The following is a 16814-nucleotide window of genomic DNA, read 5'->3' on the forward strand; positions in this document are numbered from 1 at the left end:
GGTCTCAAGGACAAAAATGAGGCCCGGAGGCGAAAATCTGTCCGATAGAACAGGTCTCAAGGACAAAAAAGAGGCCAGGAGGAGGAAATCTGTCCAATAGAACCCGTCTCAAGGACAAAAAAGAGGCCCGGAGGCGAAAATCTGTCCGATAGAACCCGTCTCAAGGACAAAAATGAGGTTCGAAGGCGAAAATCTGTCCGATAGAACGGGTGTCAAGGACAATAATAAGAGGCGGATTTTTGTTCAATAGGTTCGTCTATCGGTAATAAGTACGGCAAAAGAAGTTGTGGGAGTCAAAATTTTTGCCGACTTCGATCAAGTGTTGAAAAGGAAAGTGTGAACTTAGTTTTTTTAAAAAAAAAATGGGTCAAGATTTCGATCCGTTTTTTTACTTGTAGTCATAGGGTGTTTAACAGCATTATCATTTGAAAATTGATTCTGAAATGGGGCAGAGTGTCCTAACTCTGCCTCATTTCTTTTTAAGAGATTCAATTTTGATTATTTATGTTAATTTTCGTTATATTACAAAAAAATACTTGCGTAAATGAACATAAAGTAACATAATAGAACATAAGAAATTAATAAGGATGGAAAAAGTATGTTGCCATTGGAAAGAAAACTGGAGATTGTAAAGCGGATTGAAAAAGACGGCAAAGTGGAAATCGAACAACTGGCCAATCAGCTGAATGTATCAAGCATGACCATAAGGAGGGATCTCTCTCTGCTAGAGAAAGAGGGAAAGATCGTCCGGACGCACGGGGGGGCTGTCGCTGCGAGTGAACTGATTGCGGAGACGCCATACAGCAGTAAATCGATCACGAGAATTGAACAAAAACAAACAATCGCAAAATACGCTGCGACATTAATTCCTGAAGGATCGAGCATTTTGTTGGATTCAGGGACGACAACCATCGAGATCGCAAAAGAAATCAAAACGAGGGAAGACCTGACGATTGTAACGAATGACCTGAAAATCGCCTCCGAATTGCTGGACTGCCCTTCCAAGGTCATTTGTACCGGAGGATCGGTCCAGAAGGGCGTTGGGGCAATGTTTGGCCCGCATGCCCAGGCTTTGTTGAGGCAAATCCGGATCGACATCCTTTTTCTTGGCGCACATGCGATTGACGTTAAAAATGGGCTATCTGCCCCTACTATGGAAAAAGCGCTGATCAAGCGCCTGATGGTTGAATCCGCATCAAGAACATGGGTCATCGCCGACTCCAGCAAATTTAACAAATGCTCGTTCTCGCAAGTTTGCCCGCTTCGCCAAATCGAAGCGATCATTACGGATTCAGAGCTATCTGAAGAGGACAAACTCCGATATAGCGAACATGTAAACGTTCATCAAGTCCATGAAGGGAGTGAAGAGGTTTCATGAAGAAAATCGCCGTCATAGCCGATGATTTAACGGGAGCGAATGCGACGGGGGTCCTCCTTTCAAAGCACGGCTTCTCAACAGCCACCATCCTTCAGGGGTTTTTAAGCCAGCCGTTTAACTACGATGCTATCTGCATTGATACGGATAGCCGGTATATATCGAAAAAAGCGGCCTACCAGAGCGTGAGCAAAATCGCTTCTGCGATGCTGGCACAGGGAGTCGAGCTCTTATGCAAGCGGATCGACAGCACAGCGCGCGGGAACATTGGCGTGGAAATCGATGCGATTCTGGATTGCATCGGCGATCATTCCGTTGCCATCGTCATGCCGTCATACCCTTCATCCGGCAGGACGACGGTAGGAAGTTATTTACTTGTGGATGGAGTGCCCGTGCAAGAGACGGACGTCGGAAAAGATCCCCAGTCTCCGCTAAAAGATTCATATATTCCCTGGATCATATCAAGTCAGAGCGAAAGGAAAATAGGTTGCATCGAATTGAATGAGGTGCTGGGTGGTAAAAACATGATTGCCCGGAAGATAAGCGAATTAGTGGACAGTGGATGCAGGATCATCGTCATTGACGCTGTCACGGAGATGCACATTGAAGAAACAGCAAGCGCAATGGCTGAATGGAAAACCTGCTTTGTCCCGGTAGATCCGGGCCCCCTTACCGCCGCATATGCGAAAAAGAAATACGGGAATGATGTGAAAACTCCTAAACTACTTGTCTCGATAGGAAGCTGCACTTCAGTCACCGAAAGGCAGATCGGCCACCTTATTCAGAAAATGAACGTCCAGCCTGTCTACATTGATCCCGGAAAACTGGCAAACGCCGATTTAAACGTGAGAAATGATGAACTTCTAAGAGGGGTGGAGGAGGGCTTGCTGAGGACAAAAACGGAGAGCGTCATCCTTGTGACGACAAATCAGCCGGATCAGCCTTTGCTAGATTTGAAGGCTTTGGCCAGCAAGCAGAATACGACGCAGGAGTCGCTGGCGAGAAAAATCACCGACGGCCTCGCGCTTATCAGCCAGCGGATCATTCAAGGAAGCGAGACGGCAATCAGCGGATGTTTTACAAGCGGAGGGGATGTCACCGCCTCCATTTGTGCAGCAAGCCGGGCCCACGGAATCCAATTGATGGACGAAGTTTTTCCGCTCGCAGCCTATGGCCGTTTCGCCGGAGGCTATCTCGATGGCATGCCCGTCATCACAAAAGGCGGATTAATCGGCGGCGCTGATGCCATCACCGTCTGCATTCGATATTTGTTCAAGCAATTGTCTAAATCTAAAGATATAAAGGAGAACATGTCATGATGAAAATTAATGAAAAACCAGTGATTGCAATATCTATGGGGGATCCGGCGGGAATAGGCCCTGAAATTATAGCGAAGGCCCTTTCAAAATCTGAAATTTATGACGTTTGTCGGCCCGTGCTCGTCGGCCATAAAGAAGTGATGAGCCAGGCTTTAAGTATTACTGGCTTATCGATGAAATTGAATCCAATTGCTACCCCCTCTGAAGGGGAATTTACTAGCGGAATAATCGACATCATTCATTTGGACAATGTAGATATGGAAGAATTGAAGATGGGCGAAGTTCAAGGGATGTGCGGACAGGCGGCATTTGACTATATCCAAACGTGCATTGAATTCGCGAACGAGGGCGTTGTCGATGCTTTCGCCACTGCGCCGATCAATAAAGAATCGCTGAAAGCGGCGAATGTTCCGTACATTGGCCATACCGAAATGCTCGCCAAGCTTACGGGGGTAGAAGATCCGTTGACGATGTTTGAAGTCCGCTCGCTGAGGATCTTTTTCCTGACCAGGCATTTGTCCTTAAAAGAGGCAATTGGCCAAATGACGAAAGAGCGGGTGCATGATTATTTAAAGCGGTGTACAAAAGCGCTCCACCGGCTGGGAATCGAAAATGGAACCATCGCCGTTGCAGGATTAAACCCGCATAGCGGTGAAAACGGATTGTTCGGAAGGGAAGAAGTGGATGAAATTGCGCCAGGTATAGAGAAGGCCCGGAAAGAAGGAATCAATGCCTTTGGCCCTGTGCCTGCGGATTCCGTCTTTTATCAAGCATTGAATGGAAAATATGATGCGGTTCTCTCCCTTTACCATGATCAGGGGCATATTGCGGCCAAGATGACAGATTTTGAACGAACGATCTCGATCACAAACGGATTGCCGTTTCTTCGCACTTCCGTCGACCATGGAACGGCGTTTGACATTGCCGGAAAAGGGCTCGCTGGTTCGGTAAGCATGGAAGAAGCCATTAAGCTTGCCGCAAAATATGCTGAAAAGTTCCGCGCTTCACAAAAAGCTTAGGCGGAAATCAACGGGGGATCATGAATTCCCCTTCTGCTTCCGCAAGAATGAAAGCGGTTACCTGGGAATTATGAATGGACGATATTTTGTTTTCTTGGGAGGAGACTATTATGGGACAGTCTAAATGGCTCAAAATCATTCCAATTGCATTCATTATGTATATGCTTGCTTACATGGATCGGATTAATGTCGGCGTATTGTTGCCCTATATGGAGAAGGATTTGAACATTTCAGCATCCGCTGCAGGTGACATTGCTGGCATCTTTTTTGTCGGCTACTTAATCTTGCAAATTCCGGGCGGGATTCTCGCTTCGAAATGGTCCGCAAGAAAGTTCGTTTTCATTTTGATGATACTTTGGGGGCTTGCGGCGATGGCATCGGGATTTGTCCAAACGGAAGGCCAGCTCAAGGTCGTTCGGTTTTTATTGGGAGTTGCTGAAGGCGGCGTTTGGCCGGCGGTTCTCGTTCTCCTTGCAAATTGGTTCACCACTGGTGAACGCGCCCGGGCCAATGCATTTTGGATGGCGTGCTTGCCGGTTTCTGCCATCCTCATGGCGCCATTATCGGGCATTTTATTAAAGCAATTTGATTGGAAAATGGTCTTCGTCATTGAAGGCGTCCCTCCATTGATCTGGGCCTTTGTCTGGTACTTTCTGTTAAAAGATAAACCGTCGGAAGCAGGGTGGATGGACCAGACAGAAAAAGAGGAGCTGCTCAAAGACTTGAAGGCGGAGCAAGCTCAAGCCGTCCAATCGGAAGGGTATGGAGCGGCCTTCAAAAATAAGGTTACGTGGGGATTAGTCCTTATGTATTTTTTATGGATGACCGGGTTCTACGGGTATACGCTATGGGTTCCAAGCGTTGTCAGCACATTCACGAAGGATTCAGCCACTATGGGATGGCTAACGGCGATTCCATTTACCTTTGCCCTCATCGGGATGATTGTCAATTCTTATTGGTCCGACAAGCGCCTGAATCGGGTGCAGCATGTGGTCGTTCCGCTATTGATCGCGGCTGTTTCAATGGTGGCAGGGCAATTTGTTTCATCTCCGTTGCTCCAAATGTTCCTTTTGTCGGTCACCGCTATCGGGGTATATGCCCCCTATGGGCCGTTATGGGCGATCCCTACGGCGATCATTCCCGCCGGAGTGGTCGGCGCCGCCCTTGGACTTCAGAATGCGATCGGAAATCTTGGCGGCTATTTCGGGCCGAAGTTTTTCGGAGTGTTTAAAGATGCGACAGGAAGCTTTCATGCCGGTTTCTATTTTCTCGCGCTTGCGCTTGCCTTAGCGGCGGTTGTCAGCGCGCTGCTGGGGAAAGGCATGAAGAAAAACAAGCAGCCTCAAATAAAACATAAAATAAATCAAGCGAAATAGAAAGAGGCAGCATCCACCCGGGTGCCGCCTCTTTAATGTCTATTGAGGGATCGCGTTGAAATATTGTCGGGCGCTTTTCAATCCTTTGACTAATGCATCAATGTCTTCTTCTGAATTGTATAGATAAAAGCTTGCGCGGGCGGTAGCGGAAACTTGAAGCCACTTCATTAATGGCTGGCAGCAGTGGTGGCCCGCCCGGATGGCGATCCCCTCTGCATCCAAAACGGTTGCTACATCGTGCGGATGAACATCTTCTAAATTAAACGTAACAAGTCCGCTTCTTTGCTCAGGATCCTTTGGTCCATAGATTTCGAGTCCCTCAATAGCGGATAGCATTTCCAACGCATAGGCCGTAAGCCTTTGTTCATGGCGCCGGATGGCATCCAATCCAATTTCTTTTAAAAAGTCGATCGCTGCGGCAAGACCGATGGCGCCTGCGATGTTGGACGTGCCTCCCTCAAACTTCCAGGGGAGTTCTTTCCAGGTCGAATCATATAAATCGACAAAATCAATCATTTCCCCGCCGTACTCATAAGGTACCATTTTCTCGAGTAGCGCTCGCTTTCCGTAAAGAACCCCGATGCCGGTGGGGGCGGCCATTTTATGTCCGGAAAGCGCGAGAAAATCGCAATCCAGATCTTGAACATCGATGTTCAAATGCGGGGCGCTTTGGGCGGCGTCAACGCAAATGACGGCTCCATGCCGGTGGGCGATTTCCGCGATTTCTTTCACGGGAAGAATGGTTCCCATCACATTGGACACATGGGTGATGGAGACAAATTTTGTTCTTGGCGTAATCGTTTTTTCTGCATCTTCAAGACGAATCGTCCCATCCTGCTGAATCGGGAGAAACTTAAGGACAGCACCGGTTTTTTTAGCCGCTTGTTGCCATGGGATGAGATTGCTATGATGTTCCATTAGCGTAGTGACAATTTCATCTCCTTCTTTCAGGAATTCTCTGACATAGCATTGTGCAACTAGATTCAATGACGCGGTTGTGCCACGGGTAAAGACGATTTCCGCTGCCTCTTTTGCATGGATAAATTGCTTCACTTTTTCCCTGGCATTTTCAAAAGCATCTGTCGCAAGCGTTCCAAGCGTATGTACGCCCCTGTGCACATTCGAATTGTATCGCTTATAGTAATCCTCCAGTGCCCGGATAACGGAGAGCGGTTTTTGCGAAGTTGCTGAACTATCTAAATAAACTAAAGGATGGCCATTGACTGTCTCATTAAGGATCGGAAATTGCTTTCGAATTTCATTAATGTCCATGAATGATTCTCCTTTCCATTCCATCTAAAAATTTGATTTGCCTTTACGGCAGGTAACGGCTTTTATCCATATGATGGCATGAAATTACCTATAATACAAATCTAATTATTGTTATATAATCATAATATAGATGTTATGGATGGGTTTGGAGGGCGCCATGAATACGAGACATTTAGCTTTATTTTTGCAAGTGATCAAAAAAGGGAACATCACACAGGCTGCCAATGAGCTGAATATGAGCCAACCCGCTCTTTCGATGCAACTTAAGCGGTTGGAGAAAGAGCTAGGGGTCACGCTATTCACCGTCGTTGGGAGGAATATTTCCGTTACGGACGCCGGAATTACATTAGCGGAATATGCGGAAGCGATGTTATCATTAGAAGGGCAAATTAACCGGTCGATGGACGAGTTCCGTGAGGGGAAGCGGGGGAGAATCGTGATCGGCTCTTCTCGAGTCGTTGAAACGTATTTGCTAGCGGAAGCCATTTGTTCATTTACCGAAGCTTATCCCAATATCGGTCTAGAGCTAAAAACTTATACGGATGAAGAAATTGAAAGATTGGTCCGATTGGGCAGCATTGACGCGGGATTGACCTTGAACGCCCCTATAGATCATTTTTCGTTAAGAGTGACATCATTCGCAAACGTGCGCTTAATCGGCATTCAACCGCCGGCGCCATTAAAAACGAGAAGAATGCTCATTCCAGGCGATATGGCCGTGCCTGAGGCTGAAGAACTTGGATTAGATGTGATGAGGCTTGAATCTACGGAGGCGGTGAAGCGCTTTGTTATGGAAGGCGTTGGATATGGCGTCGTTTTGGAATCTTCCGTGGAATCGGAAATCGCCGGCGGCAAACTTCAACAGTGGCCAGGCTATCGCCCATATGTCACAACCGTTAATGTCGTCACCCGCCCGGCTGAGCGGCTTTCGCAAAGTTTATGGTATTTTTTAAACCATTTGCGCACGAGGTAAAACAATTATTTGGAAAAATAAGGAGTTTCGATAACAAAGGCAAATGGAATTATTTTAGTATTGCTGGTTGATAGAAAATTTGCTATTATAAAATAAATTTAAAGGCTATGTGTGACTGGCGAAACGCGGATCACCGCGAGGGAGCACATAGTATCGAAAATAGCCGTTCGCCTGGGCTGAGGTAAGGGATTTTTTCCCTTGCCTCTTTTTGTTTTTCGGGAGGGGATAGGTCGAGGCCAAAACAAATTCGGCGCTTTGAAGTTCAGAAATTTGAAACAATAAAAATAGGAAGAGGAGAGGCGAATATGAGCACTATAACTTTAGAAAAAGTTAAAACGATCAAAACGTTAAACCATATTGCACAAAGCGCGCTTATCGCAAATGACGCGCTCGGGCTCGACATGGACGTGATTGGATTTGATCCGTTTATTTCTGTGGATACGGCCTGGAATTTGTCCCGCAATGTCCAGCGCGCAATGACGATTGAACAGTTGTTTGCTGAATCCGATTTTATTACTGTGCACGTTCCGTTGACAGATGATACGAGAGAAATGTTCAATGAAACTGCCTTTAGCATGATGAAACCCGGCGTTCATATTTTAAATTTTTCCCGCGGTGAGCTTATTAACGAAGAGGATATGGCGGCTGCGCTTAATAGCGGAAAAGTTGGCAAGTATATTACGGATTTTCCAAATGAAAATGTGCTGAAAATGAACAATGCGATTTCTATCCCGCATTTAGGCGCTTCAACGACTGAATCGGAGGAGAACTGCGCGATTATGGCGGCCCGCCAATTGAAGGAATTTTTAGAAACAGGCAACATTAAACATTCGGTCAACTTTCCAAATGCGTTCCTGCCTTATACAGGAAAACAGCGCCTTGCCGCATTCCATCATAACGTTCCAAACATGGTCGGCCAGATTACATCCGCCATTTCGGACGATCACTTGAACATTGCCGACATGGTGAACAGAAGCCGCGGGGATTATGCGTATACGTTAATCGACATCGATAGCGAAGTGAACAAGAAGCTTGTTCCAGGCCTTGAAGAGAAAATCAAGCAAATTGCAGGTATCATAACCGTTCGCGTGATTTAAGAAAAATTTGGAGCCATACTATTAACTGAGAAAATATTTATTAGTATGGCTTATTATGATAAAATTCTAAATGATAGAAAGTTTTAATAAGTAAAAAATGATGCTGCTTTGTCATTTGGCACCAAAGAAAACATTAATGGCTTCAGGCCTATTAATAGCACATGAGGAGGAAATGAAGTGGCGAACAAAGAGTTGAAAAGAGGCCTCAACGCGCGGCATATTCAAATGATCGCTCTTGGCGGCACGATAGGTGTCGGTTTATTTATGGGCTCGGCAAGCACGATTCAATGGACAGGCCCGTCAGTCCTGCTTGCTTATGCCATCTCAGGGATCTTTATCTTTTTCATTATGCGGGCAATGGGAGAAATGTTATATGTAGAGCCAAGCACCGGTTCATTTGCGACGTTTGGCCATAAGTACATTCACCCGCTCGCAGGCTATATGACGGCATGGAGTAACTGGTTCCAGTGGGTCATCGTTGGCATGTCAGAGATCATTGCGGTCGGAACGTACATGCAGTACTGGTTCCCGAATTTGCCTGCCTGGGTGCCGGGTGTCATCGCAATGATTATTCTTGGCGCGGCCAACTTAATTTCGGTTAAATCATTTGGCGAATTTGAATTCTGGTTTGCGATGATTAAAATCATCACGATTGTATTGATGATTGTTGCAGGACTTGGCCTAGTTTTCTTCGGATTCGGTAACGGAGGAGATGCCATTGGTTTATCGAATCTCTGGAAACATGGCGGCTTCTTTACAGGCGGATGGTCAGGGTTCTTCTTTGCTTTATCATTAGTTGTCGGTGCTTACCAGGGAGTTGAACTCATCGGGATTACTGCCGGCGAGGCGAAAGACCCGCAAAAAACGTTAACGAGCGCGATTCAAAGCATTATTTGGCGTGTTTTAATCTTCTATATTGGCGCAATTTTTGTGATTGTAACCGTTTACCCGTGGGATAAGCTAGGTTCGATCGGGAGCCCGTTTGTTGCAACGTTTGCGAAAATTGGCATTACAGCAGCGGCAGGAATCATTAACTTTGTCGTCATCACAGCGGCAATGTCCGGCTGTAACAGCGGGATTTACAGCGCAGGCCGCATGCTTTATACGCTAGGAATGAATGGACAAGCTCCAAAATTCTTTACGAAACTAACTTCAAATGGCGTGCCTTTGTTCAGTACGCTTGGCGTAATGGTTGGACTTGCCGTTGGCGTCATTTTAAGCTACATTGCACCGAAAAACTTATTTGTGTATGTGTACAGCGCGAGCGTGCTTCCGGGAATGGTTCCATGGTTTGTTATTTTGATCAGCCAAATTCGCTTCCGAAAACTAAAAGGGGCGGAAATGGCCAATCATCCATTTAAAATGCCTTTTGCGCCTTTTACAAACTACTTGACCCTTGCCTACTTACTGATGGTATTAGTGGGGATGTGGTTTAATGATGATACCCGTGTTTCTCTTATTGTAGGGATCGTATTCCTTGCGATTATCGCCGTCAGCTTTTATGTTTTTGGCATTGGTAAGCGGATTCCGGCAGAAACGGAAAAAAAGGATGAAATCGCATAGATGATGTCAAGTAATGGGGATAGTCAAGATGATTGTCCCCATTATTTTATTGCTCGTAATACTTCTTTTTTTTAAATGAAATTTTTCGAAATTCCCTGAAAGTTTGGTGATTGGATGAAAAAAACAGAAGATCTGCGCGAAATTGAACTCAATGCGATTCTAAAATTCTCCAATGACAATATTGTGATTACGGACGGCGACGGGATGGTTCTGCGCGCCAATCCAAATTGCCTTTCGATCTATGGAAAAGAAGCTTCCTCTATTATAGGAAAGTCCGTTGAACGATTAGAAAAAGAGGGGATCTTTTCACCGTCAGTGAATAGAGAACCCATTTTGGCGGATAGAGAGCCCAAATTGGCGGATAGAGAGCCCAAATTGGCGGATAGAGAGCCCAAATTGGCGGATAGAGGGCCTAAATTGGCGGATAGAGAGCCCAAATTGGCGGATAGAGAGCCCAAATTGGCGGATAGAGGGCCTAAATTGGCGGATAAAGGGCCCATTTTGCGGATAGAGCTGCGAGTTGGACTGCACATCTATATAAACGCGAAAAAACACCTCAAAGGGTGTTTTTTCGTCAGGAGAATGGTTATGATTAGTTCATCCGTCTTGCGCCCAGGTATTTTGGCTTCCAATACGAGCTGTTCATATTTGAAATGGTGACGCCGTAGGAGGAACTTGCATTGATGAAGTTTCCGCCGCCAACGTAAATGCCCATATGGGAAGGGCCGGACTTGTACGTTTCAAAAAAGACGAAATCCCCGACTTGCGGCGAGCTGACGCTTTTCATCATATTCCAATAGCCGGCTGTGCTGAGCCTTGGAACAGAAATTTGCTTATTGAGCACATAGTAGATGAAGCCCGAGCAGTCAAACCCGGAAGGTGTCGTGCCTCCCCATTGATAAGGGGTGCCGATTAACGCTTTCGCATCCGAAACGAGTTTGCTCGTACTAATTGAACCGTTCTTGTTGGCGGTTGATGTGCTTGAACTTGTCCCCGTGCCAGCTGAAGAGCCGCCCGTACCGGTGACTTTCAGTTTTTGCCCCGGATAAATCAAGTCACTTGATAAATGATTTAAGCTTTTCAGCCGGGAGACGGTCGTGCCGAATTTTTTCGCGATTCCCCATAGCGAGTCACCGGATTTCACTGTATAGGTTGTCGTTGTGCTACTGCTTGAAGAGCTATTATTTTTTTCAGGGATATGTAATGTTTGGCCAACGTAGATGATGTCGGAAGTTAAATGGTTGGCGCTTTTGATTGCCTGCACGCTCGTTCCATATTTTTTCGAAAACTCCCAGAGCGTATCGCCTTTTTGCACTTTCACATCCGCGGCGAAAGCTCCCGTTGTAAATAATGTGCTCCCGAATAGAGCGGCTGTCGTTATCGAAACAAATTGTTTTTTCATGATACTGCACCTCATATTTCATCTATTGACTCTATTATTCTAGTAAAATAGACAATTAAATACTAGAGTTGCTCGATAAAAGTAAGCTACTTGTAATAGATTTGAATATATTGTATATTCGGATTTTTTGGGTGAATGGAATTCGGCCGATTGGCTGGCTCCGGTTAAGCGAAGGTGGAGGCGGATGCTGCCTTTCGTTCTCATGGCATAAAAAAGAGCCGGTACATGAATGCCGGCTCACTTTACGAGATTTAACAATAACGCAATCGAAATGAAGCTGAGAACGGTGGAAACTAATGTAATGCTTGAGACAAGTTTGGCCCGCGCTTCATATTGAACAGCGTATAGAAGTGCCGTGGCCGCTGAAGGCATTCCGGCGATGATGAGAATGACGTTTTTCGATAAAGGCGAAATCGGAAAAAGGCAGCAAATCCCCCATGCCAGAAGCGGAGAGATGACCAGCCGGATGACTGTTCCGAGCGAGATGAGCTTTCCATCAAAATCCTTTACGGCAACTGTTGCGAGCTGCATCCCTAACACGAGCATGACAACAGGGATCGATGCCCTTCCGACTAAATCAACCGCCTGCATAAAGCTGTCCGGCAGCGGAACGTGGCTATATTGCAAAAGAAGGCCAAGGAGCACCGCATAAATATTTGGCAATTTGAAAATGTTCAATATGGCGTCTTTCATGCTCGCCTTTCCTCTGGACGCATAATAAACCGCAAATATCCCCATAATGATCGCTTGCAAAACCATAATTAAAACCGCTTCTTGAAATCCTTTTTTTCCAAATGCGAATAAAATGATCGGCGTGCCGTAATTGCCCGAATTCATAAATGCCGTTGTGAGCATCAGTGCGCTTTCCGTCCTGAGATCATAGCGAAGCAGCCGGCAAGCAATCTTGGTCGTTAAAATCAGCCCGATGAGCAGCAATAGCTGGATGATGACAATATAACCGAATTGGCCGTTCATTTTTGATGTATAAAATGTTTCAAAAATGAGGACGGGGTTCAAAATGTAGATGGACATATTCGAAATGCTTTTTATATCAAGCGAAAATTTCTTCTGAATGATGAATCCCGATAAAAAAATTAAAAAAACCGGAAAAACGGTTTCCAGCAATGCGATCATATGTATCCTTCTTTCTATTGGAGGTCTTGTTGTTAAGATTATTCTACCATGTGCAGTCAACATTCAACTTGCCTTTTCCGAATAAAAAGCCTCTTTGATAAGAAAATGTTCATATTTTTTTGCGCGTGAACGGAATTAGAAATATACTCTTTGTATAACTGTGCTTTAGCGGGTGAGTGTATATGAATGAGAGGCAAAAGGAAATACTACATATTTTATTAACGGAATCGGACGGCTATTGGCACGTTCAAGATCTGGCGGAGAAGGCAGCTTGTTCTGAAAAGACCATTAGGAGCGATTTGAAGGTGATTGAAAATGAATTAAGAGACAAGGTGGATGCCGCTTTAATCCGAAAGCCGGGTCTTGGCGTTATTCTTGAGATTGACAAAGAGGATAAAGCCCGTTTGTTTCGCGAGTTGCATTTGACAGATGCCGCCTCTACAGATGAAGCAAGAGTCATTCAAATCGCTTACAAGCTGTTGATGGCGGTCAAATCGGTCACTGCCCAGGAGCTTGCTTCCCACTATTTTGTCAATCGCGCAACGATAAAAAAAGATCTGGACAAAATCGAGAAGTGGCTAAAGCGGTACGACTTGTCGTTAGTAACAAGAAAAAGAGTCGGCCTGTCGATTGATGGAAACGAAAAAAAGAAACGAGCGGCATTATCCCGGCTATGGGAGCTGATCGACAATCCAGAGCTTACCGGCCAATTCATGAAAAAGCAATTTTCACTTCATGAGGTAGAATTCGTAAAAAGGGAATTGAAAGCGTTAGAGAAGCGCCATTCCTTATCGTTCGCGGATGAAACCTTTGAAGGGCTGATCATGCACACTCTTTTTATCGTAAAGCGAACAAAATTGAAACAGCCGATTTCTATATCGGAAAAAGAGAAAACGCTTTTAAAAGGGAAAAAGGAATCTGCGTGGGCGTCTGAATTTCTGAAGAAGTTAGAACGTGTTTTCGCTGTTCATTTTCCGGAAGATGAAGCCATCTATCTGGCTTTACATCTTTCGGGCGGGAAATTTCGCGATGGAACATGGGCAGCGGAAGAAAACAGCCCGGTTCTTTCCCGGCTCTTGGATGATCTCATCTCTCGCATGTCGGAGTTGAACGGGGTGGACTTTACGAAAGACAAGGCTCTTGCAGAGGGGTTGAAGATCCATTTATACACAGTATTGAATCGCTTGAATTACGGGCTTTCTGTAACCAATCCGATGCTCGGCGACATTAAAAAGATGTATCCTTACATGTTTAATAAGATCATTCACGTATTAGAAGAAATCGATCAGTCCTTTACTCTTGTCATTCCCGAAGAGGAAGCGGGCTATTTAACACTGCACTTTCAGGCCGCGCTTGAGAGGCTACATACCGATAAGGGGAAAGTGAAAAATGCCGTCATTGTTTGTCATATGGGGATTGGGATGTCCCAGCTACTTCTGACTAAGATCGAGAGAAAATTCCACCTGGTCAACGTCATTGGTTGTATAGCAAAAGCAGAGCTTAAAGGCTTTTTGTCTGAACATGATGTCGACCTTGTCATTTCTACCGTTTCGCTTCCTGAACTGCAAGTCCCCCACATTGTCGTGTCGCCCCTGCTGGAAGCGACGGAGGAGAAGAAGTTGGGCCATTTTATCCAACAGCTGAATGAACCGAATCGAGAAAAAGCAAAAGAATCGACCATTTTAAAGCATACGACTCCCTTTTTGGTTTTTCTACAGCAAGACGTTGAACACCGTTATAAACTGATCGAAAAATTGGCGAACGCCCTCTATGATAAAGGTTATGTGGAAAAAGAGTATGCTCACCATGCGATTTTAAGGGAAAGAATGTCGGCAACAACGATTGGGGCGGGTATTGCCATTCCACACGGAAATCCGAAGTTGATCAAGCAGTCCGCTATTGCGATCGCCACATTAAAGAAACCGATTGAATGGGGAGGTGAAAAGGTAGCGTTAGTGTTCATGCTGGCTGTTAAAAATGATGAGCAAGAGGAGACAAGGGAGCTGTTCCGCGAATTATCTTCGATTAGCGAGCAGCCTGCTTTAATTCAAACACTTCTGAGAGAAACGGATACGATGAAGTTTTTATCTTATTTTAAATCGTAAAACGGGCAAGGACGACTGCTTTGTTTATTAATAATAACCGCTTTTTCCGAAGCTGCGGTAAAAAATGAAACTTTTATCTCCATCATTTCGCGATATAGTAAATGTAAGCGATTGCGAAATAGAAGGGGGAGGATGATTCATGAAGCTGTTAGCGATTACATCGTGTCCGAATGGCATTGCCCATACGTACATGGCAGCGGAAAATCTCCAAAAAGCGGCAGATCAGCTCGGAGTTCAAATGAAGGTGGAGACCCAGGGCTCGATCGGCGTGGAGAATGAATTTACGGATACAGACATCCGTGAAGCGGACGGCATTATTATCGCCGCCGACAAAGCGGTAAATAAAGATCGATTCGTCGGAAAAAAAGTGTTGATTGCCGGAGTGCAGGACGGGATCCGTAAGCCTGAAGAATTGATTAAAAAAGTGATGAGCGGTGATGTGCCTGTCTACCAGGCCGAGTTACGATCGGCAGAAGACATCAAGAAGGAAAGAAAAGACAAGCAAAACCCGATTTACCGCCATTTAATGAATGGTGTATCATACATGATTCCGTTCATCGTGATCGGGGGGTTATTGATTGCCGTTGCGCTTACGATCGGAGGAGAAAAAACACCGGGCGGCCTCGTCATTCCGGACCATTCCTTCTGGAAAACGATTGAAAAACTCGGAAGCGCTTCATTTACGTTTATGGTTCCGATTCTGTCCGGATTTATTGCCGTTAGTATTGCGGATCGGCCAGGGCTAGCCCCGGGAATGATTGGGGGATATATTGCTGCAAACGGAAGCTTCTATGGTAGTGAAGCTGGAGCAGGATTCATTGGCGGCATCATCGCCGGTTTCCTTGCCGGATATGTCGCGTTAGGAATTAAGAAAGTAAAAGTTCCGAAAGTAGTCCAGCCAATCATGCCGATCATTATCATTCCTGTATTTGCTTCACTCATTGTCGGGCTGGCATTTGTATTTATCATCGGATCGCCTGTCGCCCACATTTTTGAAGGATTGACGCACTGGCTGGCAAGCATGCAAGGGACAAGTTCCATTCTCCTGGCGCTCATTTTAGGCGCGATGATTTCCTTTGACATGGGCGGTCCGGTCAATAAGGTCGCTTTCCTTTTCGGATCCGCCATGATCGCTGAAGGGAACTACGAAATTATGGGACCGATCGCCGCAGCTATTTGCATACCGCCGATTGGGATGGGCCTTGCCACATTCATCGGCAAGAGAAAATTCCGTGATGCTGAGAGGGAAGCAGGAAAAGCCAGCTTTACAATGGGTCTGTTTGGGATTACCGAAGGCGCTATTCCATTTGCCGCGCAGGATCCGCTCAGGGTCATTCCAAGTATTATGGCCGGATCGATGACGGGATCCGTGATCGCGATGCTCGGGCACGTCGGAGACAGAGTCGCTCATGGCGGACCAATCGTCGCCGTGCTTGGAGCGGTTGATAATGTGTTCATGTTCTTTATCGCAGTAATCGTTGGTGCCATTGTGACCGCCATGAGCGTCAACCTTTTAAAAAAGGATGTCAGTAAAATCGACGTGGCACAGGCGGCAGTCGCGCAGGAGGTGGCAGTGATGGATGTGCAAGCGCCACAAGCAGTCGAAGAGCCTGAGCGAAACGTTGAAATCAAAAAACTGACAGACATTACGAGCCTTGAGCTTATTGACATCGAATTAAAAGGGGAAACCCGCGATGATGTCATTGAGGAAATGATTCAAAAATTAGACAGTGCGGGCAAACTGCATTCCGCAGCTGCATTCAAACAAGCGATTTTAAACCGCGAGAGGGAAAGCACGACGGGGATCGGCATGAACATCGCAATCCCGCACGGAAAATCGAATAGTGTCAAACAGCCGACGGTCGCATTCGGGATCAAGCGAGAAGGCGTAGATTGGGGCAGCCTCGACGGCACAGATGCCAAATTGATTTTCATGATCGCCGTCCCTAAAGACAGCGAAGGAAACGAACATTTGAAAATTCTCCAAATGCTCTCCCGAAAGCTAATGGACGACGACTACAGAGAAAAACTATTAGCAGTTCCATCGAAAGAAGAAGCTTACAAGCTGCTTGAAGCAATTGAATAAAATAATATCGAAGCCCGATTTAGTTTTGAATCGGGCTCTAATATTTTTCCCACAGCTTAATTTGATTGATAAACGGATCAAAATGAAAAATAA

At 45.7% G+C, this 16814-nt stretch carries 12 protein-coding genes, 1 pseudogene and 1 riboswitch; of the genes and pseudogenes, 10 read left to right on the plus strand and 3 right to left on the minus strand.

The window, feature by feature from the left end:
* The first annotated feature begins 598 nt into the window (after positions 1-598).
* From H538_RS0119225 to H538_RS0119240, 4 genes are all read left to right on the plus strand, one after another.
* Positions 599-1378 carry a DeoR/GlpR family DNA-binding transcription regulator gene (locus H538_RS0119225; RefSeq protein WP_026678953.1) on the plus strand — a complete coding sequence of 260 codons (780 nt, stop codon included), beginning with the start codon at positions 599-601 and terminating at the stop codon, positions 1376-1378.
* Positions 1375-2694, plus strand: coding sequence for a four-carbon acid sugar kinase family protein (locus tag H538_RS0119230; RefSeq protein WP_026678954.1), 1320 nt, complete (start codon positions 1375-1377; stop codon positions 2692-2694). Before H538_RS0119225 ends, H538_RS0119230 begins: the two co-directional genes overlap by 4 nt.
* On the plus strand, positions 2694-3713 hold the full coding sequence (pdxA, locus tag H538_RS0119235; RefSeq protein WP_035351696.1) for a 4-hydroxythreonine-4-phosphate dehydrogenase PdxA: 1020 nt from the start codon (positions 2694-2696) through the stop codon (positions 3711-3713). Before H538_RS0119230 ends, pdxA begins: the two co-directional genes overlap by 1 nt.
* Before the next feature lie 110 nt (positions 3714-3823).
* Positions 3824-5089, plus strand: coding sequence for an MFS transporter (locus H538_RS0119240; protein ID WP_026678956.1), 1266 nt, complete (start codon positions 3824-3826; stop codon positions 5087-5089).
* A 39-nt stretch (positions 5090-5128) separates the two neighbouring features.
* Here the strand turns inward: H538_RS0119240 and H538_RS0119245 are convergent, their stop codons facing one another.
* A complete protein-coding gene (locus H538_RS0119245) occupies positions 5129-6361 on the minus strand; it encodes a cysteine desulfurase (RefSeq protein ID WP_026678957.1) in 1233 nt (410 codons plus the stop codon).
* Between the two features lie 157 nt (positions 6362-6518).
* Between H538_RS0119245 and H538_RS25230 the strand changes: the two genes are divergently transcribed.
* From H538_RS25230 to H538_RS27175, 4 genes and pseudogenes are all read left to right on the plus strand, one after another.
* Positions 6519-7334 carry a LysR family transcriptional regulator gene (locus H538_RS25230; protein WP_051291579.1) on the plus strand — a complete coding sequence of 272 codons (816 nt, stop codon included), beginning with the start codon at positions 6519-6521 and terminating at the stop codon, positions 7332-7334.
* A gap of 101 nt (positions 7335-7435) precedes the next feature.
* Positions 7436-7518, plus strand: a riboswitch (ZMP/ZTP riboswitch).
* A gap of 175 nt (positions 7519-7693) precedes the next feature.
* Positions 7694-8431 (plus strand): annotated as a pseudogene (locus H538_RS24540) (phosphoglycerate dehydrogenase); the annotation flags it as partial.
* Positions 8432-8608: 177 nt separating this feature from the next.
* Positions 8609-9994: an amino acid permease gene (locus H538_RS0119260; protein WP_026678958.1), complete on the plus strand. Its 1386-nt coding sequence runs from the start codon at positions 8609-8611 to the stop codon at positions 9992-9994.
* Positions 9995-10108: 114 nt separating this feature from the next.
* Positions 10109-10654 carry a hypothetical protein gene (locus H538_RS27175; protein WP_035351668.1) on the plus strand — a complete coding sequence of 182 codons (546 nt, stop codon included), beginning with the start codon at positions 10109-10111 and terminating at the stop codon, positions 10652-10654.
* Here H538_RS27175 and H538_RS0119270 read toward each other — a convergent pair.
* Together H538_RS0119270 and H538_RS0119275 are read right to left on the minus strand one after the other, a co-directional pair.
* Positions 10587-11396 (minus strand): C40 family peptidase, encoded by an 810-nt coding sequence (locus H538_RS0119270; RefSeq protein WP_026678959.1) that lies wholly within the window; start codon positions 11394-11396, stop codon positions 10587-10589. The genes H538_RS27175 and H538_RS0119270 overlap by 68 nt on opposite strands.
* A gap of 237 nt (positions 11397-11633) precedes the next feature.
* Complete coding sequence (locus H538_RS0119275; RefSeq protein WP_026678960.1) at positions 11634-12530, minus strand: AEC family transporter; 897 nt, start codon at positions 12528-12530, stop codon at positions 11634-11636.
* 182 nt (positions 12531-12712) lie between these two features.
* On the opposite strand from H538_RS0119275, the gene H538_RS0119280 reads away from it, so the two are divergent.
* Together H538_RS0119280 and H538_RS0119285 are read left to right on the plus strand one after the other, a co-directional pair.
* On the plus strand, positions 12713-14635 hold the full coding sequence (locus tag H538_RS0119280) for a BglG family transcription antiterminator (RefSeq protein ID WP_026678961.1): 1923 nt from the start codon (positions 12713-12715) through the stop codon (positions 14633-14635).
* Between the two features lie 139 nt (positions 14636-14774).
* A complete protein-coding gene (locus tag H538_RS0119285) occupies positions 14775-16721 on the plus strand; it encodes a PTS fructose transporter subunit IIABC (protein ID WP_026678962.1) in 1947 nt (648 codons plus the stop codon).
* Positions 16722-16814: the final 93 nt, after the last annotated feature.

Source organism: Fictibacillus gelatini DSM 15865, assembly GCF_000430745.1.
GTDB lineage: Bacteria > Bacillota > Bacilli > Bacillales > Fictibacillaceae > Fictibacillus_A > Fictibacillus_A gelatini.